General features: G+C 36.4%; 26 protein-coding genes and 1 riboswitch. Of the genes, 16 read left to right on the top strand and 10 right to left on the bottom strand.

Going from position 1 to position 20,758, the window contains the following annotated elements; genetic code table 11:
- Positions 1-36 precede the first annotated feature (36 nt).
- Together MLC35_RS07335 and thiS are read left to right on the top strand one after the other, a co-directional pair.
- Positions 37-519 (top strand): c-type cytochrome, encoded by a 483-nt coding sequence (locus MLC35_RS07335; protein WP_434636388.1) that lies wholly within the window; start codon positions 37-39, stop codon positions 517-519.
- 82 nt (positions 520-601) lie between these two features.
- Positions 602-802, top strand: coding sequence for a sulfur carrier protein ThiS (gene thiS, locus MLC35_RS07330; RefSeq protein ID WP_151900078.1), 201 nt, complete (start codon positions 602-604; stop codon positions 800-802).
- Here thiS and acpS read toward each other — a convergent pair.
- The 7 genes from acpS to MLC35_RS07295 all read right to left on the bottom strand — a co-directional run bounded on the left by acpS (position 770) and on the right by MLC35_RS07295 (position 6,889).
- The gene (acpS, locus tag MLC35_RS07325; protein ID WP_151900079.1) at positions 770-1,153 is read right to left on the bottom strand and encodes a holo-ACP synthase; all 384 of its coding nucleotides are present in this window, start codon (positions 1,151-1,153) and stop codon (positions 770-772) included. The genes thiS and acpS overlap by 33 nt on opposite strands.
- Positions 1,154-1,159: 6 nt before the next feature.
- Positions 1,160-1,717 carry a flagellar basal body-associated protein FliL gene (gene fliL, locus MLC35_RS07320; protein ID WP_151900080.1) on the bottom strand — a complete coding sequence of 186 codons (558 nt, stop codon included), beginning with the start codon at positions 1,715-1,717 and terminating at the stop codon, positions 1,160-1,162.
- A 64-nt stretch (positions 1,718-1,781) separates the two neighbouring features.
- Positions 1,782-2,042, bottom strand: coding sequence for a hypothetical protein (locus MLC35_RS07315; protein ID WP_151900081.1), 261 nt, complete (start codon positions 2,040-2,042; stop codon positions 1,782-1,784).
- Between the two features lie 70 nt (positions 2,043-2,112).
- On the bottom strand, positions 2,113-3,459 hold the full coding sequence (radA, locus tag MLC35_RS07310; RefSeq protein ID WP_434636385.1) for a DNA repair protein RadA: 1,347 nt from the start codon (positions 3,457-3,459) through the stop codon (positions 2,113-2,115).
- 695 nt (positions 3,460-4,154) lie between these two features.
- Entirely contained in the window at positions 4,155-5,339 is a 1,185-nt protein-coding gene (locus MLC35_RS07305) for an AAA family ATPase (protein WP_434636383.1), read from the bottom strand.
- Between the two features lie 105 nt (positions 5,340-5,444).
- A complete protein-coding gene (gene ftsY, locus MLC35_RS07300) occupies positions 5,445-6,323 on the bottom strand; it encodes a signal recognition particle-docking protein FtsY (RefSeq protein ID WP_151900085.1) in 879 nt (292 codons plus the stop codon).
- Positions 6,324-6,325: 2 nt separating this feature from the next.
- Complete coding sequence (locus MLC35_RS07295) at positions 6,326-6,889, bottom strand: TlpA family protein disulfide reductase (RefSeq protein WP_151900086.1); 564 nt, start codon at positions 6,887-6,889, stop codon at positions 6,326-6,328.
- A gap of 66 nt (positions 6,890-6,955) precedes the next feature.
- Between MLC35_RS07295 and MLC35_RS07290 the strand changes: the two genes are divergently transcribed.
- Positions 6,956-7,522, top strand: coding sequence for a 5-formyltetrahydrofolate cyclo-ligase (locus tag MLC35_RS07290; RefSeq protein ID WP_151900087.1), 567 nt, complete (start codon positions 6,956-6,958; stop codon positions 7,520-7,522).
- Between the two features lie 24 nt (positions 7,523-7,546).
- Entirely contained in the window at positions 7,547-9,115 is a 1,569-nt protein-coding gene (gene rny, locus MLC35_RS07285) for a ribonuclease Y (RefSeq protein ID WP_151900088.1), read from the top strand.
- A 20-nt stretch (positions 9,116-9,135) separates the two neighbouring features.
- Here the strand turns inward: rny and MLC35_RS07280 are convergent, their stop codons facing one another.
- Complete coding sequence (locus MLC35_RS07280) at positions 9,136-9,711, bottom strand: Tll0287-like domain-containing protein (RefSeq protein ID WP_434579917.1); 576 nt, start codon at positions 9,709-9,711, stop codon at positions 9,136-9,138.
- A gap of 111 nt (positions 9,712-9,822) precedes the next feature.
- On the opposite strand from MLC35_RS07280, the gene MLC35_RS07275 reads away from it, so the two are divergent.
- Positions 9,823-10,500 (top strand): F0F1 ATP synthase subunit A, encoded by a 678-nt coding sequence (locus MLC35_RS07275; protein WP_151900090.1) that lies wholly within the window; start codon positions 9,823-9,825, stop codon positions 10,498-10,500.
- A gap of 9 nt (positions 10,501-10,509) precedes the next feature.
- Positions 10,510-10,770, top strand: coding sequence for a hypothetical protein (locus tag MLC35_RS07270; protein ID WP_434636380.1), 261 nt, complete (start codon positions 10,510-10,512; stop codon positions 10,768-10,770).
- Here MLC35_RS07270 and MLC35_RS07265 read toward each other — a convergent pair.
- Positions 10,767-11,030, bottom strand: a complete 264-nt coding sequence (locus tag MLC35_RS07265; RefSeq protein ID WP_434636378.1) for a hypothetical protein — start codon at positions 11,028-11,030, stop codon at positions 10,767-10,769. The two genes, MLC35_RS07270 and MLC35_RS07265, sit on opposite strands and share 4 nt — an antisense overlap.
- 88 nt (positions 11,031-11,118) lie before the next feature.
- A riboswitch (cyclic di-GMP riboswitch) is annotated at positions 11,119-11,196 on the bottom strand.
- Between the two features lie 122 nt (positions 11,197-11,318).
- Between MLC35_RS07265 and gatB the strand changes: the two genes are divergently transcribed.
- From gatB to MLC35_RS07240, 5 genes are read left to right on the top strand one after another with little or no spacing between them, the layout of a single operon-like run.
- The gene (gatB, locus tag MLC35_RS07260; protein WP_346388888.1) at positions 11,319-12,749 is read left to right on the top strand and encodes an Asp-tRNA(Asn)/Glu-tRNA(Gln) amidotransferase subunit GatB; all 1,431 of its coding nucleotides are present in this window, start codon (positions 11,319-11,321) and stop codon (positions 12,747-12,749) included.
- A gap of 5 nt (positions 12,750-12,754) precedes the next feature.
- Positions 12,755-14,317: an ion transporter gene (locus tag MLC35_RS07255; RefSeq protein ID WP_188110050.1), complete on the top strand. Its 1,563-nt coding sequence runs from the start codon at positions 12,755-12,757 to the stop codon at positions 14,315-14,317.
- Positions 14,310-15,029 carry an NAD-binding protein gene (locus tag MLC35_RS07250; RefSeq protein ID WP_151900093.1) on the top strand — a complete coding sequence of 240 codons (720 nt, stop codon included), beginning with the start codon at positions 14,310-14,312 and terminating at the stop codon, positions 15,027-15,029. Before MLC35_RS07255 ends, MLC35_RS07250 begins: the two co-directional genes overlap by 8 nt.
- Positions 15,001-15,888 (top strand): NAD(P)H-dependent glycerol-3-phosphate dehydrogenase, encoded by an 888-nt coding sequence (locus MLC35_RS07245; protein WP_346388886.1) that lies wholly within the window; start codon positions 15,001-15,003, stop codon positions 15,886-15,888. Before MLC35_RS07250 ends, MLC35_RS07245 begins: the two co-directional genes overlap by 29 nt.
- 14 nt (positions 15,889-15,902) lie before the next feature.
- Positions 15,903-17,234: an SLC13 family permease gene (locus MLC35_RS07240; protein WP_434636375.1), complete on the top strand. Its 1,332-nt coding sequence runs from the start codon at positions 15,903-15,905 to the stop codon at positions 17,232-17,234.
- On the opposite strand, the gene MLC35_RS07235 is transcribed toward MLC35_RS07240, so the two are convergent.
- Complete coding sequence (locus MLC35_RS07235) at positions 17,229-17,420, bottom strand: hypothetical protein (RefSeq protein ID WP_151900096.1); 192 nt, start codon at positions 17,418-17,420, stop codon at positions 17,229-17,231. The genes MLC35_RS07240 and MLC35_RS07235 overlap by 6 nt on opposite strands.
- A 67-nt stretch (positions 17,421-17,487) precedes the next feature.
- On the opposite strand from MLC35_RS07235, the gene MLC35_RS07230 reads away from it, so the two are divergent.
- The 5 genes from MLC35_RS07230 to MLC35_RS07210 all read left to right on the top strand — a co-directional run bounded on the left by MLC35_RS07230 (position 17,488) and on the right by MLC35_RS07210 (position 20,745).
- On the top strand, positions 17,488-17,781 hold the full coding sequence (locus MLC35_RS07230) for a Dabb family protein (protein ID WP_151900097.1): 294 nt from the start codon (positions 17,488-17,490) through the stop codon (positions 17,779-17,781).
- Between the two features lie 131 nt (positions 17,782-17,912).
- Positions 17,913-18,125 carry a hypothetical protein gene (locus tag MLC35_RS07225; RefSeq protein ID WP_230973313.1) on the top strand — a complete coding sequence of 71 codons (213 nt, stop codon included), beginning with the start codon at positions 17,913-17,915 and terminating at the stop codon, positions 18,123-18,125.
- Positions 18,126-18,167: 42 nt separating this feature from the next.
- Entirely contained in the window at positions 18,168-19,427 is a 1,260-nt protein-coding gene (locus MLC35_RS07220) for a M48 family metallopeptidase (RefSeq protein ID WP_434579909.1), read from the top strand.
- A complete protein-coding gene (prmC, locus tag MLC35_RS07215; protein WP_151900099.1) occupies positions 19,409-20,239 on the top strand; it encodes a peptide chain release factor N(5)-glutamine methyltransferase in 831 nt (276 codons plus the stop codon). The genes MLC35_RS07220 and prmC overlap by 19 nt, the downstream gene beginning before the upstream one ends.
- 14 nt (positions 20,240-20,253) lie before the next feature.
- Entirely contained in the window at positions 20,254-20,745 is a 492-nt protein-coding gene (locus tag MLC35_RS07210; RefSeq protein WP_418640426.1) for a DUF4149 domain-containing protein, read from the top strand.
- Positions 20,746-20,758 lie beyond the last annotated feature (13 nt).

Raw genomic sequence — 20,758 nt, 5'->3', positions numbered from 1 at the left:
TGTACAATAACTAATAAACAATTAAGGAATATGAAAATGAAGATAGTATTATCAGTTGTGCTTGCAATGTTGATTGCAGGATGCAGTGACGAGAAAAAATCTGAGGATGTATCGGCTACAGCAGAAGTTGCGAAAGAGGTACAAACGGCCCAAAAACAACCTGTCCAAACCCGACAAAATGATGCAATGCAAAAAGTTGCTGCAGTGCAAAAAGCCATTGAAACAAAGAAGCTTGTAGTGGTAGAAAAGGTAACAAAGGATGTGCCTCAGACAACAACAGCTGACGGTGCAAAACTTTTTACTGCTTGTTCAAGTTGTCACGGAGCACATGCTGAGAAAAAAGCTTTAGGAAAATCTCAGATAATTAAAGGATGGGACAAAACAAAAATCATAACGGCGCTCAAAGGCTATAAAGACGGAACATACGGCGGAGCTATGAAAGCTGTTATGAAGGGACAGGCAGCAAAACTTTCCGATGCAGACATCAAAGCTTTGGCAGAATATATTTCTCAATTATAATATGTAATATTACACTGATATTCAAGTAAAGTTGGTACAATTATAAAAAGGGTACCTTAAAAAATAGAAACGGGAAATATTAATGACAATAATAGTGAATGGAAACAGTAAAGTCTTTCAAGACGGAGCAACGCTTTTGGAAATTTTAAAAGAACTTGATTTGGTTGATAAAGTTATGGCAGCGGCAGTAAACATGGAAATCGTAAAGCAAAATGACTGGGATAAAAAAGTTTTAAAAGATAATGATAAACTAGAACTGCTTGATTTTGTCGGAGGAGGGTGAGTTTAAAAACTCTATATTGACAACACTGATGGCATAGTCTCCGTCATGTGTAATCGATAAAGCAACATCAGTAATCTTAAATTTTTCAATGATCTTTTTTGAAAGTGCAAAAAGCGGAGCGCCTTTTTCCGATTTATAAATTCTCATATCGAAAAAAGAGCATTCGGCACCTATGCCTGTTCCCAGTGCTTTAGAAAATGCCTCTTTTGCAGCCCAGAATCCGGCTGCTGTTTTGTAGGACTTTACAAGTCTGATTTCATCTTCTGACAGAAATCTGCGAAGACCTTTGTCGCCGAACCGCATCATCAGATGCTGCATACGTGATGCTTTTATAATATCTATACCAATCATTAATTATTATTGAATAACAAATTCAGTAAAATAGATACCTTGTATTTTTCCGTCAGTAATCATAGAGTTCAGTGTATCCATAATTTGTTGTGAAACTTTTTGTTTGCCTTTTTTGGAAGAGATTTCTTCTAAAGTTTTAGAACTGAGTATTCGAATAATTCTATCCCGAAGTACCGGTGCTTTTGAGTCAAGTTCATGACTGAGCTCGGGAGAATCAAGTTCTAAAGACATTGTTGCTTTGAGATATCTTCTCCCGGAATCACTTTTTAAGTTAACTGTAAAAGTGTCCAGCGGATATAAGACACCGATATCACTCAGTTTTCTGTTGTTGTCAAATGAACTGCTAGATACACTCTTTCTGCTTGTATGTGTATCTGCCATTCTTTCCTGTGCCTGAGGAGCATTATTGACTGCTGCTTCTTCATCTGAACCCATTAACAAAAAGGCAACTACAGCACCTATGATTATGATAAGAATCAAAACAACAATGATAATAATCATCAGCAAATTACTGGATTTTTTTTCTACGGGTGCGGATTCTTCGGTTTCTTTTTCTTCAGCCATATTTCTTCCTTGAAATTACAGTTTTATTTTTGTTAGTATATCAGAAAAATAATTATTTTTATTTTCAGTTAATAACTTTAACATCAAGAGACTTGATTATTTCTTCAAAAATCGGTCCGGCTTCACGATTACAGTCATCATGAAATTCAATAACCAAAACTTCTTTTCCATTAGCGACTTTTGTTGTATATGTGTCAGGCTTGAAAGCATATTTATTGATTATTGATTCTATTTTTGCACATACATCATCTTTTTCTTTCGCACATTCGTAAGCCAGTGACAATCTTGAAAATCGTTCTTCGCTTCTAAACTCTGCATCTATCATTTTTTGCCTTTTGAAAATATAGAGTTATTATACAACGAAATTATGCAAATATAACTTTAAAATGTATAATTTAATACCACTCCAAAAGTTTTGTTACTTCATCGACTATAAATGTTTTTATACTTGTCTTTTCAAGTGGTTTTTTAGATACAAGTGCCTTGGTGATATTTTGCATTCTCGCCTCTTTGAGCCTTGCATCAAGGGCATATACTTCTCGAACATCCCCAACCAGAGAGACTTCACCTATAAAAATAGTCTCTTTTGAGATGGCACGGTCACGGAAACTGCTGATAATTGCTGCGAGTATGGCTAAATCGGCTGCTGTTTCGGTGATTTTAATACCGCCTGTTATATTGATGAAAACATCATATCCCGAAAGCGGAATCTCCAGTTTTCGCTCAAGCAGTGCCAAAAGCATATTTAGTCGGTTGTTGTCAAAGCCGGTTGCCTGTCTTTTTGCATTTGGCGTGTGTGATTCTGACACAAGCGCCTGAACTTCTAAAATGATGGGACGGGAACCCTCCATAATGACAGTAAGTGCAGAACCGCTTTGAGAGGAGTTACGGTTAAAAAAGCGTGAAGCAATGTCTGTGGCACTCACAAGTCCTTCGGCTTTCATCTCAAAAACACCTATTTCACTTGTTGCCCCGAAACGGTTTTTAAAGCCTCGTAAAATTCTCAGCTCCTGGGAAGAATCCCCTTCAAAATACAAAACGGTGTCAACCATATGTTCCAAAACCCGAGGACCGGCAATAGAGCCTTCTTTTGTAATATGCCCGATAATGAAAATGGCTATATCCTTGTCTTTGGCAATACGCATCAATTCAAAAGTGATCTGGCGAACCTGTGTAACACTTCCCGGAGCAGAAGAGATGTTTTCCGAGTAAATAGTTTGAATAGAATCAATAATCAAAAAATCATATTTTCTGTGTTCAAGTTCAACCAAAATCTGCTCAAGTCGTATTTCACTTAAAAGGTAGAGTGAATCATGGTTTGACTTGAGGCGGTTTGCACGCAGTTTTATCTGTCCGGCTGATTCCTCTCCTGTAACATACAGTACATCTTTGCCTGTTGATGCAATGTTTGAACCTACTTTAAGCAAGAGGGTTGATTTGCCAACACCAGGACTTCCTCCTATAAGTGTGAGCGAACCGGGAACAATGCCTCCTCCTAAAACATTGTCAAGCTCATCGTCGAGTGAAGAAAATCTATAGACTTCTTCTTCTACAATGTCATTAATACTGACAGCTTTAGCCGATGATGATGTCGTTGATTTTGTCTGTTTGACAACTTCCTGCTGATGCTCGTTTAATTCAATAAAGCTGTCCCAGGCACCGCAGTTGGTACATTTTCCCATCCATTTAGGTGTGGTTAGTCCACAGTGCTGACACTCAAAAAGTATTTTTTTCTTAGCCATAATGATTATCTCTTATTTATATTTGAAGTATTATAATCTATTTTTTATTTTTGTATTAAAAAAATGACATTTTGTCATAAAATAGAAAGAGCCAATCACAGGGGGGGTAGTCCAATGGCATTAAGTTAAGTGGCTTTTTCGAAACCCGTACTTCAGTGCGGGCTTTGTGCCTTTCAAGACTAAGGCCTTGGTTAAAACCTAGGTTCCGAGAAAACATCAAGCTATTTTCTTAACTTAATGGCATTGAGAGGGGTAATTTTGTATTAATTTTTTTTTGCATAATATTTTTGCAACTCTTTATATTGACACATCAAACATCTGTTGCAGATTATTCTACTTCCTACAAATTATATATAGAAAAGCTTAAAATGATACAACTGATAATATAAATATTTATCAAGCTATAATTTTCCAAACTCCAACCACTTAATTCCCTTAAAAAGTTCCTTAACACTATACCCACTAAAATACTGCTGAGTAGTAGTGTCTTTATCAGGTTCATGTCCAAGTATTCTGTTTATTAAATCTTTCGGAAGTTTTTGGTGTACTGCATTTCTAAGCATTTGTGAACTTGGATTATGTCTCAGAGAGTGAAAAACTTGATTTTCTTCTTTTGTTACATATCTTCTAATTCCACCCCTGTGATTGAATATCCTTTTTACTACCTTATGTTCAACCTGCTTTAATGATAAATTTTAATATAAAAACCCAAACAACCAGAGTGGAATCTTATTGCCGTGCCCGATTTCAATATCATCCGCAACAACAAAGCTGTCTGGTATATCTTTTATTTGTTTAAAAGTTTTATTTTTACTGCCTACTTCTACCAAATATTTATTGTTTATTAAAAAATCACCTTTTGCAGGTACACTTAGAACATCATCGTCAAACATACTCATAAAAAAAACTTCTCTAATCGTACCTATCTCAATATTTTGGCAATACGCATAATGAAGATTCGTATTTCCCAAATAAAGTTTATCCGGCTTAGTGAAAATATTATCGCCTTTGGTTTTCGCTCTTAAAAGGTTAAGAATTTTACCTCTTTTTAAATACTCCATGTATTTATAGAGTGTATGGTAATCACTTGTACCTATTTTTACAGAGAGTTCTTTAATATTGATTTTAAATGGTTTAGATTCACACACAAATTTTATAAGCTTTTTAAGCTTAATAATTTTATCATACTCTATCGGAAATACAGAGGGTATATCTACTTCAATAACCGTATTGATTGTCTCTTGGAGTCTAAGCAGATAACTTCCCTCATTTTCAAAATAAAAAGGGTAGTATCCCATTTTTAGATACTCCGTCCAATACTCATAAATTTTTAATTTGGAAGATATTTCATACGCTATATTTTCATGGTCGACAAAAAGTTTTTCATATGTAAAAGTTGGCAACTTTTTTGAGCTCTTTAACTCTATAAATTCTCTAAAAGACAGACCTTTCATATGGTATAGAACAGCTCGTCTGCTTAAATCTCCTTTAGAATTATCTAATTGCAATGCACTTGAACCAGAAAATATTACATGTAAATCAAGCATATCATAAATTTTTTTTAGCTCTATTTCAAAATTTTTATATTTATGAATTTCATCTATGACAAGTAGCTTCCCACCCTCTTTTGAAAAGTTGTATGCTATCTCAAACAATGATTCTATTTCTATTGCATCTGCACTAAAGTAAAGCTTTTTAGCAAGAGGCAGATCATTTTCTTGTAAATACTGTAATAAGAAAGTTGTTTTTCCAACACCTCTGGCACCTATGAGACCTATCATTTTTTGAGAAAAATCTATATTTTTGTGTATATAGCGCTTATAGGAACTTTTTAAAACTCGTAAATAGTTCAGTTGATAATCTTTAAGAGTTTGAAGCATTAGAAGTCCTTTTATTGTTTGAACATAAATATTATATCATAAAATTATGGTTTGAACCATATTTTATCCGTATGTTTTATGAAGTACTATAATATAAAAGCAGAGTTATGCATCTTCTGTAAAAATGGCATCAAGCAGACCATCGACAAATTCGTATTTGTCAAACGGTGTGAGATTTTCCGGCTGTTCTCCTGTGCCTACGTAAATTATAGGAAGTTCCAAGGCATAGGCGATGGAGAAGATACTGCCGCCTTTTGCCGTACCGTCGAGTTTTGTGATGATGATGCCGTCTATGCCTATCATCTCATTGAAGGCCTTTGCCTGACTTATTGCGGAATTGCCCTGTGTGCCGTCTATGATGAGTACGGTTCTGTGCGGTGCGCCTTTGTGGGCTTTGTCGCAGATGCGTTTTACTTTTTTGAGCTCATTTGCCAGGTTTGTCTGTGTGTGCAGACGCCCTGCGGTGTCAATGATGACGTTGTCAAAACCTTTTGCCTTTGCCGAATCTATGGCATCATAGGCAACTGCCGAGCTGTCATGTCCCTGTTTGGAAGAAACAATGGGAATGTCAAGTCTGTTTGCCCAAAGTGTCAGCTGTTCGATGGCTGCGGCACGAAAGGTATCGCCTGCACCGAGTAAAACTTTTTTGCCTTCCTGTTTGTACTTGTAAGCGAGTTTTGCAATAGTGGTTGTTTTTCCGGCACCGTTGACGCCGACTATGAGTTCTACAAAAGGAGGTGTGAACTCCGGTTCTTTGTAAGAGGTGTATGCCAGTGTCGCCAAGAGTTTTGAGCGAAGAATTTCACGTGTGATTTTGTCTTGGTATATTTCGTTGAGAATGATTTCGACCAAAGCATATTCAACATCCGCTTCAAGCAAAATGTCTTCGAGTTCTTCTTTGGTAAAAGTGATTTTTTTCTTTGGAGCGACTGTTTTTATAGCGGCGACGGTCTTGCTGAGGGATTTTTTTATAAAACCAAACATTGTTATATTCCTAACGCTTTTTTAATGTCACTTTCGATAAACTCTTCTTCTGTAGCACCCTGATAATAATTGATTATTTTACCGTCTTTATATAAAACCATAAGCGGAATTCCGAAGTCTCTGCCTAATTTTAACTCTTTTGCTATTTCACTGATGATACGTGAGTTTTCACTTGAATTGACAAGAGTATAGTTTGCATTATATTGTTTTTTGAATGTTTCAAGCTTTTCGTTTGGAATATTGTTTTCAACGCTAATCCCAATAATGATGAGTTTATCTTTGTATTTTTTTTGGAGTGAGGCAAGGTGTGACGCTTCCGCCTGACAAGGCGGACACCAGGTTGCAAATATATCATAAATGACTACTTTGCCTTTTGCCCCCTCAAGTTGCAGTCCATTGTCTGCTTTTTCGACAACAAGCTGTTTGTTGTCGAGTGATGTTAAAACGATTTCATTTGTTGCAAGGAGTGAATTTGCTTCTTGGCGGGTGTTTTCTTTCTCTTTTGAGCAGGCTCCAAAAAGTAATCCGATTGCCAGTAAAGTAGTTAAGAGTGGAGTGTTTCTCATATATTTTTTTGCCTTTGTTTGTTTATTTGTGTAAAATATGCAAAATTATAGCGATAAAGATTTAATATGACTCTTACAAAAAACAGTTTCAGGCAAATATGTCTTCAAAAGATTAAAAAAGCATCACAACACAATAAGTTTTATAAAGATTTTTTAATAAATAATGCACTCTTAAAAGAGTTGGAACATTTTAAAACCGGCAAAAGACTGAAAATATTGTTTTTTTATCCGTTGCCATATGAGGCAGATATCCTTAAAGTGCTTAAAAAAATGAGAAAAAAACACGATATTTTTGTGCCGTTTATGCAAGGCGAAAGTTTTAAAATGGTACCATTTAGATTACCGCTAAAGAAAAAAAAATTTGATATTTTTGAAGCGGGAAATACAATAAAAAAAAATAATAAAATTGATATAGCTATAGTTCCAGCAGTGGGAGTTGACGGTAATTTACAGAGAATTGGTTTTGGAAAAGGGATGTATGATCGTTTCTTTGCAAAATTAAAAGAAAAACCATATACTATTTTTGTACAACCGGTATTTTGTCACACAGACAGTTTGATATGTGATGCATATGATGTGGCATGTGATGTACTTATAACCCCGACAAGAACACTGCGTAAACGGAGTAGCTAAGGTCTTTATAAAAAGGTTTATTAGATGTTAAACGAAATACTGCTTGGTGGTGCAATTGCAACAGTAAGTGGAGTAGTTGGTTTTTTAATTTCTAAAAAGATAACCGGTGCTAACTTTGATGTATATGTTGAACAGGCGGTTGCCAAAGCAAAGGCGATTGAAAATGAAGCACAGACACTTCTGGAACGTGCAAAACTCAAAGCACGTGAAATAGAGCATGAAGCACAAAAAGCCTTTGACAGTGCCAAAGAACGTGCACGTGCAGATTTTGCGCAAAGAGAAGATGAACTTTTACGCAAAGAACAAAGTCTGAAGCGCTTGATACAGGATGAAGAAAAAAACATTCAAAATGAGTTAAACAGAATCAAAGCACAAAAAGTTAACCTGGAAAGAAATGAAAAATCACTGGCTTCACTGAAAAAAAAGTATGAAGAGAAAATAGATGAAGCAGTCCATACCATAGAACACAGTGCAGGTATGACACAGGAAGAGGCTAAAAAAATTCTTCTTGATAAAATTGAAGAAAAGGCGCGTGGCGAGATAGCACATATTGTAAGAAAATATGAAAATGAAGCCAGACAAGAAGGGGAGCGCAAAGCCAATTTTATTTTGGCACAGGCAACGAGTCGTTTTGCCGGAGAATTTGCTTCTGAGAGATTGACAAATCTGGTTCATTTGGAGAGTGATGAACTCAAAGGCCGCATTATCGGTAAAGAAGGGCGAAATATCAAGGCTTTGGAAACTCTTCTTGGTGTGGATATCATTATAGATGACACACCAAATGCTATTCTTGTGAGCAGTTTTAATTTGTATCGTCGAGCTATTGCAACAAAAACACTGCAGTTGCTTATAGAAGACGGAAGAATTCAGCCTGCGCGAATAGAAGAGATATTTAAAAAAGTTTCTGAGGAGTTTGAATCCAAAATTTTGGCAGAAGGTGAAGAACTGATAGCAGAAATGAATATCGGTGTAATGCACCCGGAACTTATGAAATTAATCGGAAGACTGCGTTACCGCGCAAGTTACGGACAAAATGCGTTAGCCCATACGCTTGAGGTTGCCCATCTTGCCGGAATTATGGCTGCAGAAATGGGGGGAGACCCGATTTTGGCAAAACGGGCAGGACTTTTGCATGATATAGGCAAGGCATTGACGCATGATATGGATGGAAATCATGTTGATTTAGGGGCCCAGATTTGTCGCAGATACAATGAAGATGAAGTTGTCATCAATGCAATCTATGCACATCACGGACAACAGGAAATCAACTCCATAGAGTGTGGTGCGGTTTGTGCTGCAGATGCACTTTCAGCAGCACGTCCGGGTGCACGAAGAGAAGTTCTGGAGAGTTTTTTAAAACGTGTTACCGAAATAGAAGATATCGCATCGCGTCACAGCGGTGTCAAACAGGCATATGCGATTAATGCCGGACGAGAAGTCAGAGTCATCGTGAATGCTACTTTGGTAAATGATGATGAGTCAATTCTGATGGCAAGAGAAATTGCAAAAGAGATAGAAGATCGTGTGCAGTATCCGGGTGAAATTAAAGTAAATGTTATTCGGGAAAGTCGGGCTGTAGAATTTGCCAAATAAAGTAGAAAACTCTACTTTATTTACTTTTTAATCGTAACAACGACGGCTCCTCTCAAGTCACCCATCTTGTAGTGCTGTGCTTTATCTTCCGGATATCTTTGGGCAATGGCACGTTTTAAAGCTTCATTCTGTATATTTCCATGACATTTCAAGCACACCTGTTTGTTTATTACTAATGGTTTATAGTATTTGTATGTATGTTCATCTACTTTTTGTATCAACTGTTTTGGTAGCTTTACATGTAGGCTTTGGAGCTTTTCAAGTGATGCCAAAACTTCTTGTTCATTACCTTGCGGCTGGTTGGCGGGGTTTCTGTATTTTGTACTGATTCTTTTGACTGTTACTCCTTTTGGAAGCTTTTTGTTCACTTCCTCTGTCAGGGTATAGGCTTTTTGTGTACAGAAATCAAGGGCTTGCATAGGACCGCCTGCTTTCATATTTCTTTTCATATTGGAACCCAGGGTTTTGAGCAGCAGCATGGAACTTTTCTGTCCTGTTCTTACTATGTTCTGCAGTTGTTTGTTTTCTTGTTGAGAGGCCCCAAAAAGCAATGAAACACTCAATGTAATATATGTAACGGATTTTAAAATATTCATGAAATCCTCCTCGATTAAAATATTCTTGGGATGATTATAACAAAACTTAGAATAATTTAATGCAACTTTGAGTATAATTGCGTCAATATTTAAAGACAAGGGAGCACACCTATGGGTGAACTGTTTACTTTTTTCGGACTTATCTCAGAAGATAAAACGTTTATTTTTATGAGTCACATGTTGCTATCAGCCGGTATAGCTTTAATCTTAGCGAGAGTGGCTATGTCAAATTTACAACTTGTACCCAAAGGGACACAAAACCTGATGGAAGCATACGTGCAGGGTGTATGGTCTATGGGTACGGATGTAATGGGCAGATTGCATGCCCGTAAATATGTTGCACTGGTAGCAACTATCGGTTTGTTTGTTGGAATTGCAAATATTATTGGAATATTCCCAGGATTTGAAGCGCCTACAGCAATGTTGGAAATGCCTTTGGCTCTTGCTATAACTGTATTTGTGTATTACAACTATGTTGGTATTAAAGAGCATGGTCTGCTGCTTTATCTCAAGCACTTTCTTGGACCTGTCTGGTGGCTGTACTGGTTAATGTTCCCGATTGAGATTGTGTCTCATATCTCCCGTATTATCTCTTTGACATTCCGTCTTTTTGGAAATGTAAAAGGGGATGATATGTTCTTGATGGTAATATTGATGCTTGCTCCTTGGATATTGCCGATTGTTCCGTTTGCTCTGTTGACATTTATGGCATTTTTGCAGGCGTTTATCTTTATGATGCTTACATATGTTTACCTTGGTGGTTCATTACTTGTCGATGAGACTATCTAATTTCTCTCAATGCAAAAAGACATTTATGAAAAAATTATAAGCTTTTTGCTTGGAGCATCATGGGCAATAGTATTGTTCGGTGCTCTGTTTACTTTCAAGATATTTATCAATTTCGGAATCGTAATAGCGGTTTTTACCACGATGGTATATATCTTTATCTCACTCTTTCTTATTCTCGCAATAGATGCTTTTTTAGTCAATAAACAGCGACTGCTAGAAGCAAAAAAACAAACCGCATTATTGGAAAAAATCTACGACAAAAAGAGTTAAAACCTGTAACTCAACATCAATCTTGTATCTGTAATTTTTATATTTTCCATCAGAGTATGTTCAAAATCAAGGATATTGTTTGCATAGGACAATATAACGGCGATCTTTGATTTTTGCTCTTGCCTGTAGGTAAGATTTATTGCAGGAATAAACCTGTTGTGCGAGTGCATTCTTTCAAAATTGATTTTGATATCATCTTTTGCACACAGAGATGTTGCAGCTAAAATAGCTGTTATAGCGAATTTGGCAAGAAATTTCATAATTTTCTCCTGTTCATTACATATAAACAAATACATATAAAACTGTAAAATTATGATAGATAAAGAAAAAATGCAGATTATAAATACATTTGGCAGTCTGGCGATCTCAAATGTGAGACCCATAACTTTCCGAACTTACTTCACAATAAGGTTGGCTTTTTCTATATTTATCAATACATATATTATACCCAAATTATTTCTTGATTGCAAGATCAGTATTGCATAACGTCCTTTAAAGCATACATTGGTTAAAATAAGAACAATTAATTTATTTTCACAAGGAAATTTATGTTTGAAGTAGTTATCGGTCTTGAAGTCCACGTACAATTAAATACAAAAACGAAACTTTTTTGCTCGTGTCCTACGAGTTTTAACCATAAGCAAAATACAAATACCTGTCCGACCTGTTTGGCACTGCCCGGTGCACTTCCTGTGCTTAACAAAGAAGTTATACATAAATCCATAATGCTCGGTACAGCCCTTGATGCTACGATTAACAGAGTTTCTTATTTTGACAGAAAATCCTATTTTTATCCGGATTCTCCCTCTTCTTATCAAATTACGCAGCTCTATACGCCTATAGTGGAACACGGGAAACTGCAAATTGATTTTGAAGACGGTTCACACAAAACGATTCGTGTCAATCGGGCACATATAGAGGCTGATGCCGGTAAAAACATCCATGACGGCAATATTTCAAAAGTTGATTTAAACCGTGCCGGAACACCTTTGCTCGAAATTGTAAGTGAACCGGATATGCGCAGTGCTGAAGATGCGATTCTTTATCTGAAAAAGCTCCACTCGATTATCCGCTATTTGGATATAGGTGATGCGAACATGCAGGAGGGTTCTTTTCGAGTGGATGTAAATGTCTCTATCCGTCCTAAAGGAGATGAAAAGCTGTATACCCGTGTCGAGATTAAAAACATCAACTCTTTTAAATTTATTCAGCGTGCTATAGAGCTTGAAGTGGCTCGTCAGATTGATGCATGGGAAGATGGAACATATGAAGAAGAGATTTGTCAGGAAACACGTCTTTTTGATCCTGTAAAACAGGAAACACGTTCTATGAGAGGAAAAGAAGAAGCGGCTGATTACAGATATTTTCCGGAACCTGATCTGCTCAAATGTGTTGTAACAGATGAAATGATGCAAAAATATACACAAATTCCCGAACTGCCTGATGCAAAAAAAGAGCGTTTTGTGAATGAATACGGTATGAATAAATACAATGCTATGGTAATCACTTCTGCCGTGGAGACGGCAAACTTTTTTGAAACAATGCTGCAAGAGGAAGGGGTGAGTGCAAAAACGGCTACTACATGGCTGACTGTGGAGTTGCCTGCCCGTTTCAAAGGGGAGATAAATATAACGAACTCTCCGGTAGATGCAAAAAAGCTTGGATTTTTGGTCAAAAGAATAGATGATAAAACCATCAGCGGCAAAGCGGCGAAAGAAGTTTTAGATTTTTTAATGGAGAATGAAACTGTAGATGTTGACAGTGCAATTGACAAACTCGGACTCAAACAGGTTACAGATACAGGAGCAATCGAGGCGATGTGTGATGAAATTATCAATGCAAATGAGGATAAAGTTGCCCAGTACAAAGGCGGAAAAGAGAAACTTTTCGGTTTCTTTGTCGGTCAGGTGATGAAAGCAAGCAAAGGAAGTGCAAATCCACAGGTTGTCAATGAAATTCTTAAAGCTAAACTGGGTTAACTTCTATGATAAAAAGTTTGATACTTGATGCGGCCTATTTTTTAAATACCTCAAAAAAGTATCAGTCTTTTAAAAACTTTTTTTACAATATTTTAGAGAATGACAAATGCAAATATAAAAGATATATAGATATCTTTATGATTCTGCTTATTTTTATAAGTGTAGGTGTTTTAATTCGGGAAGTCAAACATCATGTAAATGACTACCTGATGTTTTTTAGCAATTATGTAATTTCTATCATTTTTTTTATAGAGTATATGTTGCGTTTGTGGGTAAACAGCAGTGTCAGTGAAATTATTGTCAAACGAGCGGAACATGATACATTTTTGCTTCGCGAGGTTAATCTTTACAAGGCGTTTAAAGAGATCGCAAAAGTAAAACTCAGCTATATGGCATCACCAAAAGCCATTATAGATCTTCTTGCAATTTTACCGTTTTTCCATGAATTGAGACTGTTGCGTATATTTATTCTTTTTAGGGTTTTTAAACTTTTTCGGTATGCCAAAAGTTTGCAAATACTGAGTTCTGTTCTTGCAACAAAAAAGTTTGAGTTTTTTACGCTTGGTATTTTCGCCTTTGTCGTTATTTTTATCTCTTCTGTTTTGATTTATGTTATGGAAGGCAACAGGGCAGACTCTCCTGTTGATACTCTTTTTGAAGCACTTTACTGGGCTATAGTGACCATTTCAACTGTGGGATACGGTGATATAGTTCCGGTAACGAGCGAAGGGCGTTTTGTATCCATCATCGTTATCATTGCAGGTATTGCAGTTTTGGCATTTACTACATCTTTGTTTGTTTCTGCTTTTACCGAGAAGCTTGAAGAGATCAAAGAGATAAAAACAATTGAAAATATTGCCAAACTAAAAAAATTTTATCTGATATGCGGATATGAAAATGTAGCCAGGGAAGTTGCCAGAAAACTTTCAAAAAGCGGGCATAACATTATCGTTCTTGATGAAGATACCCAAAGGGTGGAAAATGCAAAACTGGACGGGTATACTACATTAAATTATAATCCCGGCAATAAAGAAAGCTATGAAAAACTCAACATAGATATGAAAAAACAACTCAAAGGAGTGCTGTGTCTGCGTGAAAATGATGTAGACAATGTTTATGCCGCTTTGACTATACGGTCTTTAAACAAAGATGTTATGATTTTGTCTTTGTTAAACAATGATGCAAACCGTAACAAACTGGAGTTTGTAGGCATCAATAAAATAGTTTATCCTCAGGAGCTTGTGGGACTTATAACGAAAGAGCTGGTAGGAAAGCCTGTTGCTTTTGAAGTGATTCATGAGCTTAGGAGTGAGGATTCTGATGTAATTATCGATGAGATCGGCATCACCAAAAGAATTGTAGAAAACTTTCCTACAGTCGGAGATTTAAACAATAAACACTACAGTATCGTTTTGCTTGGCGTGTATAAGCATGAAAAAGACCGTTTTTATTTTAACCCTTTAGACAGCACTTTGTTGGAGGCCGGAGATTATCTTTTGGTCATTGGATATCAGGTGTATATTAAAGAATTTGAAAAATATTTGCATACAAGAGTACATGATGACTAAAACTACAGCATTGATATTTGGACACAATAAATACGCCTATGAAATAATTAAAAATGTAAAAGACAAATACAACAGCATCAAAGTATACTCTTTGGATGACAATGATAAAAAAGAGGGTTTGTATGATGTGGAACTTTTTGATTTAAGTGATGAGTGGGAAGATATAGAAAACAATGTGGATATTGAAAATTCAATAGCTTTTTGTGCATTGGAAGACCCTTCCGAAAATATATTTTTAACGATATCACTGCGTTCAAGTTTTAAAAACCTGACAATTATAACGATTGCATCAAATAAAGAAAATTCAGATAAACTGAAAATGGCAGGAGCCACAAAAGTCATTCCGATTGTAGAAACGACATCGGATATTATTGCAAATGTATTGGAAAAGCCGGTATCAAACAAGGTACTGCACAGTATTTTATATGAAGAGAGTGATCTCAAAATTGCACAAATTAAAATTGATGACACAAGTCATTTTAAAGATGAAAAACTTAAAAGTATAGACTGGACACGATATAATGGCATACTGGTATTATCTGTGATGCACGAAGATATGCAGAGTGAATTTATATATTCAAACAAAGCAAAAGAGCATGTTATAAAAAGCGGTGATATTCTCGTAATTGTAGGATATGAAAAAGATATACAGGAATTTGAAAATTTGATTGGGAGTAAGCGATATGTCAATTGGAGTCATTGGAGCAGGTAAGTGGGGCAGTGCTTTGGCATTTGCCCTGAGTGAAAAAAACAGTGTTCTTATAACGTCTAGAACTCCGAGAGATTTAGACAATTTTGTCACTCTAGATGAGATTCTTGAATGTGAGTATCTTGTGATTACAGTACCTGCACAGCAGATAGCAGGCTGGCTTGAAGAAAATTTTGTATTTAAAAACCAAAAAATTCTTGTGGCATCGAAGGGCATAGAGGCTACAAGCGGAAAGTTTTTAAATGAAATATATGAAAAGTATGTTCCCGATGAAAATATAGCCTTTTTATCCGGTCCCTCTTTTGCGTCAGAAGTGATGCAGTCCCTGCCGACTGCCTTGGTTATAAACTCCTCGAATGAGAAACTCGCTCAAGAGTTGGGTGGTTTGTTTCCCTCTTTTATCAAAACATATACCTCAGATGATGTGACAGGTGCAGAAGTTTGCGGTGCATACAAAAATGTCATTGCGATTGCTGCAGGCATATGTAATGGATTGGAATTGGGAAATAATGCAGCTGCAGCGTTGATATCTCGCGGTTTGGTTGAAATGCAACGCTTTGGCATTGCATACGGCGCAAAAGAGGAGAGTTTCATAGGGTTAAGTGGTGCAGGTGATCTGTTTTTAACAGCTTCTTCTCCCATGAGCAGAAACTTCAGAGTGGGAATCGGTCTTGCAAAAGGCCGTACTCAAAAAGAAATTCTTGAAGCATTGGGCGAAGTTGCAGAGGGAATAGGAACTGCGTATGCGCTGCATGACATCTCTGTAAAACATGATTTGTATCTTCCTATTGCGAGAGAAGTGTATCTGACACTTGAGGGAAAAAACCCACATGAAAGTTTGAAAGATCTATTGACAAAGTAGAAAGCAGGATATATATGAAAATAGCAGTGGCACTGAGTATAGGACTTTTCTTTTTTGCTCTAAGCGGAGTCTTTTTTACACTCCAACAGAGTACCCTTATAGGGTGTATAGCCTTTTTTGTAACGCTTTGGACAAACGAAGGTCTGCCATTGGGCGTAGTCTCTCTTTTACCGATAGTTCTTTTTCCTGCCTTTGGGATTTTAGATACAAAAATGACTGCCACAAATTATGCCAATCCTATCATTTATCTCTTTTTTGGCGGTTTTTTACTTGCAATAGCGGTTGAGAAAACAAAGCTGCATTTACATGTAGCCAATAAACTTTTGGGTTTGTTTCCTGCAACACCAAGAGGGATGATATTTTCTCTTGCACTGACATCAGCTCTTTTAAGTTCCATTTTGTCCAATACGACAACAACCCTGTTACTTATCAGTATTGCAGTTTTTTTAACAGATAATATAAAATTAAAAATGCGTTTTGCCCTTGCTATTGCTTATGGTGCAAGTATAGGAGGTATATTGACACCCATCGGCACACCTCCAAATTTGATTTTGCTCGGTATTATGCAAGAACACAATATGCAGCTTATTCCGTTTTTCCAGTGGATATTTATGGTTGCGCCACTCTCTCTTTTTATGTTGACAAGTGTCGGTTTTTTACTGAGTTACGGTGTCAATGCAATACCGATACAGACAAAAATAGAAAAAAAAGTTTTAGAGCCATCACAGAAAAAAGTGATGTATTTAATGTTGGGCTTAATTGCAGTCTTGTTTGTCAACGCTCCTGTAAGACCCTATTGGAATGGTCTTGGTATGAGTGAGAGTGGCATACTGCTTGGTTTTGGATTGGCACTGTTTATGCCGCCTTTTAATATACTGCAATGGAAAGAGGACAGTAAAAAAATCCCTTATGCCATAATGTTTTTATTTGGTGCGGGTTTTTCTATTGCAAAAGCTTTTGCACAAACCGGACTGGCAGATGAGGTTGCATCATATCTCTTACATATGACTGAACTTTCACCATTGCTTCTTCTGTTGAGTGTTGCTGTATTGATAACTTTTACGACAGAAATTACGTCAAATACGGCACTGATTTCGATAATGCTGCCGGTTATCTATTCTGTAGCAGAGCAGTCCGGCATAAATACAACACTTTTCATGATGGTGGCTACCCTGTGCGCAAGTTATGCTTTTATGCTGCCTATTGCCACACCGCCCAATGCTATTGCGATGAGCAGCGGAGCTGTCGGGGTAAAAGATATGCTGAAATACGGAATAGTTTTGAATTTACTTGGAATATTTTTTATCGTTTTTATTGCAGAATATTTTTGGAAAAATATTTTATAGTTTGTCACTCTTTTTTCTGATGTACATGTAAAGGTCTTTGAGGATTAAAAATACAGAGTAGACCCATAAAATATCCAGAATTGGATTATGCTGCAGACCATGTGTCAGCATGTACGGATAAACAACGGCGATTGGCCATTTCAAAAAATAAAAAAATAAAATTCCTACACCGTATAACTCTTTCATACAGGTATCTTAGCAAAATATTATAAAATCTTTGCTAATATTGCAAGAAATATCTAAAGGTTGAAAAATGATAGTCCATATAGTGATGTTTAAATTTAAAGATGAAAACAAAGCTTTAAATATAGCAAAGGCAAAAGCGAAACTTGAAAGTCTGGAAAAAAGTATTGATGTGCTCAGAACCATTGAAGTTGGTATTAATTTTAATGAATCAGACAGAGCTATGGACCTCTCTCTTTACTCAACATTTGCAACCCAAGCAGATCTTGAAACATATGCGACACATGAAGAGCATCTCAAAGTGGTCTCTTTTATCAAAGAAGTTACTGTAGAGTCAAAAGTTGTTGATTATATACTTGAGTAACTGAATTTTACCAAAATGACGATAAAACAAAATAAAAAATAGACTTAAATCGTCAAACTAGCTCTTTTTTATCACATCAACTTATATTTATTTTTGATACAATCTCACAAAATATTTATAAAGGATGGAAAATGATGTCAGAACCAAGATTAGAAGATATGGGTGATTACAATACGTTAAAAGGCGAAAAAAAGAGAATTGTATGGGCGGTTATCATTGCCGGTCTTCTTTTAGGCGCTGTATATATGATCGCATATAATATATTTGATGACAAAGGAGATGTTATTCCTGTAAAAGATGAAATAACAATCGTTCCGTTAAGCAAAAGTATTCCAATTAGATAAGTTTTAGCTATAATTTCTCAATTAAAATAAGGCGGTAGTGGCATGTTAATGACAATAGTGGGTATATATAGTTTTTATGTATTGATAATGATATATACAAGTGTAATGCAGATAGGCTATATTAATCTCATAAAAAGAAAAACACCGGTTTTGCTGTCTGCTGCTGATTTCTTAAAAGCGGGAAATTATGCTGTTGAAAAAGAAAAACTCTCGATTGTAAATACTTTTGTTGACTATCTTGTGTTTATTGCCTGGATCGGCATTGGGATAAAGTACCTTGTTGAACAGTACTATACTCTGTCAAACCAGGCATTGATGAATGTGGCTATAGTCATGAGTTTTGTAGTTGTAAACTATATCATTTCTTTGCCTTTTTCCTATTATGAAAAATTTGTGATTGATGCAAAATACGGCTTTAACAATTCAACCCTTGGACAGTGGATAAAAGATACGTTTATTTCTTTTTTTCTGACAATTGTTTTTGGTTCTCTGGTTGTGTGGGGTATTTATGAAATCATTGCAAACTTTGAGTTGTGGTGGCTGTGGAGCTTTTTGTTTGTTTTTGCGATAGTGATTTTGATAAATATGCTTTATCCTACTTTTCGTGCAATGTTTTTTGATAAACTGACACCGCTTGAAGATGCAGAACTTGACAGTGAAATTAAAAGACTTATGGACAAAACAGGTTTTGTAAGTTCGGGTGTTTTTGTAAGTGATGCGAGTAAGCGGGATAACAGGCTCAATGCCTATTTCGGCGGATTCGGAAAAGCTAAAAAAGTTGTTTTGTTTGACACTTTGCTTAAAAAACTGACAACGAAGGAGCTTTTAGCCGTTTTAGGGCATGAACTCGGACATTTTGCCCATGGGGATATTTATAAAAATATTGCTTTGGTGGGTGTGATGCTTTTTGCAATGTTTGCAATCTTTGGTAATTTGCCGGATTCGCTTTACCTGGAACTCGGTGTTTCCAAACAGCCCTATGTCATTATGATTTTACTGATGCTGTTTATGCCGGTACTTGGTTTTGTAATGATGCCTGTTATGGGAATTGTCAGTCGGCATAACGAATATGAAGCGGATAAGACGGGGAGTGAACTTGGCGGAAGCGCAGGTGCAATTGAACTTGCAAATGCACTGAAAAAACTGGTAAATGAAAACAAAAGTTTTCCGCTTTCGCATCCTTTGTATATTTTCTTTCACTATACACATCCTCCTGTGATTGAACGATTAAAGGAACTCGGCATGGATGTGGGATATATAGAAAAGAGCGGTACTGAGGGTAAATGCGAAGCAGATATATAGTCAAAGATTTACTTCGTGAGGTTACACAGAATCTACAGCCTTGTGTACAAAGAGCCCCAAGAGAAGCACAGCTGCTTTTAATGAAATATCTTGAAGTGGATGAACTCTGGCTCATTACCCATCAAAACAGTTCTGTAGAAATTTCACAGCAGTTTTTTGAATGGGTACAAAGACGGCAAAACAATGAACCTTTTGAATACATCACAAAGCGGGTAAGCTTTTACAGTGAAGAGTTTTACATAGACGAGGGCGCCCTGATACCCCGTCCCGAAACAGAACTGCTGATAGATGAAGTGATCAAAAACGTACCGGATAAAAAGAGTGCTTTCACTTTTGCCGAGGTCGGAGTAGGGAGCGGCATCATCTCTATAATGCTTGCAAAGACTTTTAAAAACTCTAAAATCATCGCAGTGGATATTTCTCAAAAAGCTTTGGATGTGGCACAAAAAAATATAGAAAAATTTGGACTGCAGGAGCAGATTGAACTGCGGTTAGGATCTCTGCTTGAACCGGTTTGTGAAAAAATTGATTATCTGGTTTCAAATCCGCCGTATATTGAAAATGGTACTGCTTTGGAATCAAATCTCTCCTATGAGCCGCAAAATGCACTTTTTGGGGGAGAGGTCGGTGATGAAATTATTAAAGAACTTCTTGATGAAGTCTTAAGGCAAAAGATTAGATTTTTTAGTTGTGAGATTGGTTATGACCAACAAGATAAAATACAGGATTATATGCAAGGAAAAGATTTTAAATCTATAACTTTTTACAAAGACTACAGCTCGTTCGATCGCGGATTTACATTACAAATATAACAAGGTTTTACAAAATGAAAAAAAATATTTATCTGGATTTTACATATTTTATTGTTTTAGCAGCTACTTTTGGGGCTGTTTTGGTTTTAGGTGCTATCGTTGCGCCTGTTGTTTTTCATACAGACAAGATTACGGTCAACTTACTGATAGACCATTATAATGCGGGTATTATAATGGGAGAAATTTTTCACAGGTTTTCATATTGGACCTATTTTGTAGCAACTTTTGTCGCTTTGTATGAGGCCATGGCTTATAAAATGGGTCAGCGTGATGCCATCAGTTTTGCAGCGGCTGTCACAGTGATATTTGCATCTTTGATGTTTTCTGCAGTGTATGTTCCAAAAATCCTTTCTATGCAGGCACTGGGAGCAGAAGCTACACAAAGCGATACCTTTGAACATCTTCATATTGCAAGTGAGATAGATTTTAAAATACTGGCATTTGCTCTTTTGGTTCTGTTTGTCAGAAGATTGATGCTCTTAAGAGTACCTTCCAGGCAACTTTAACGCTAAATTAACA

This window comes from Sulfurimonas sp. NW7 (assembly GCF_051132265.1).
Taxonomy (GTDB): domain Bacteria; phylum Campylobacterota; class Campylobacteria; order Campylobacterales; family Sulfurimonadaceae; genus Sulfurimonas; species Sulfurimonas hydrogeniphila.
Note: the sequence above shows the minus strand (reverse complement) of the source record. Positions and strands in the feature narration are given on the sequence as shown.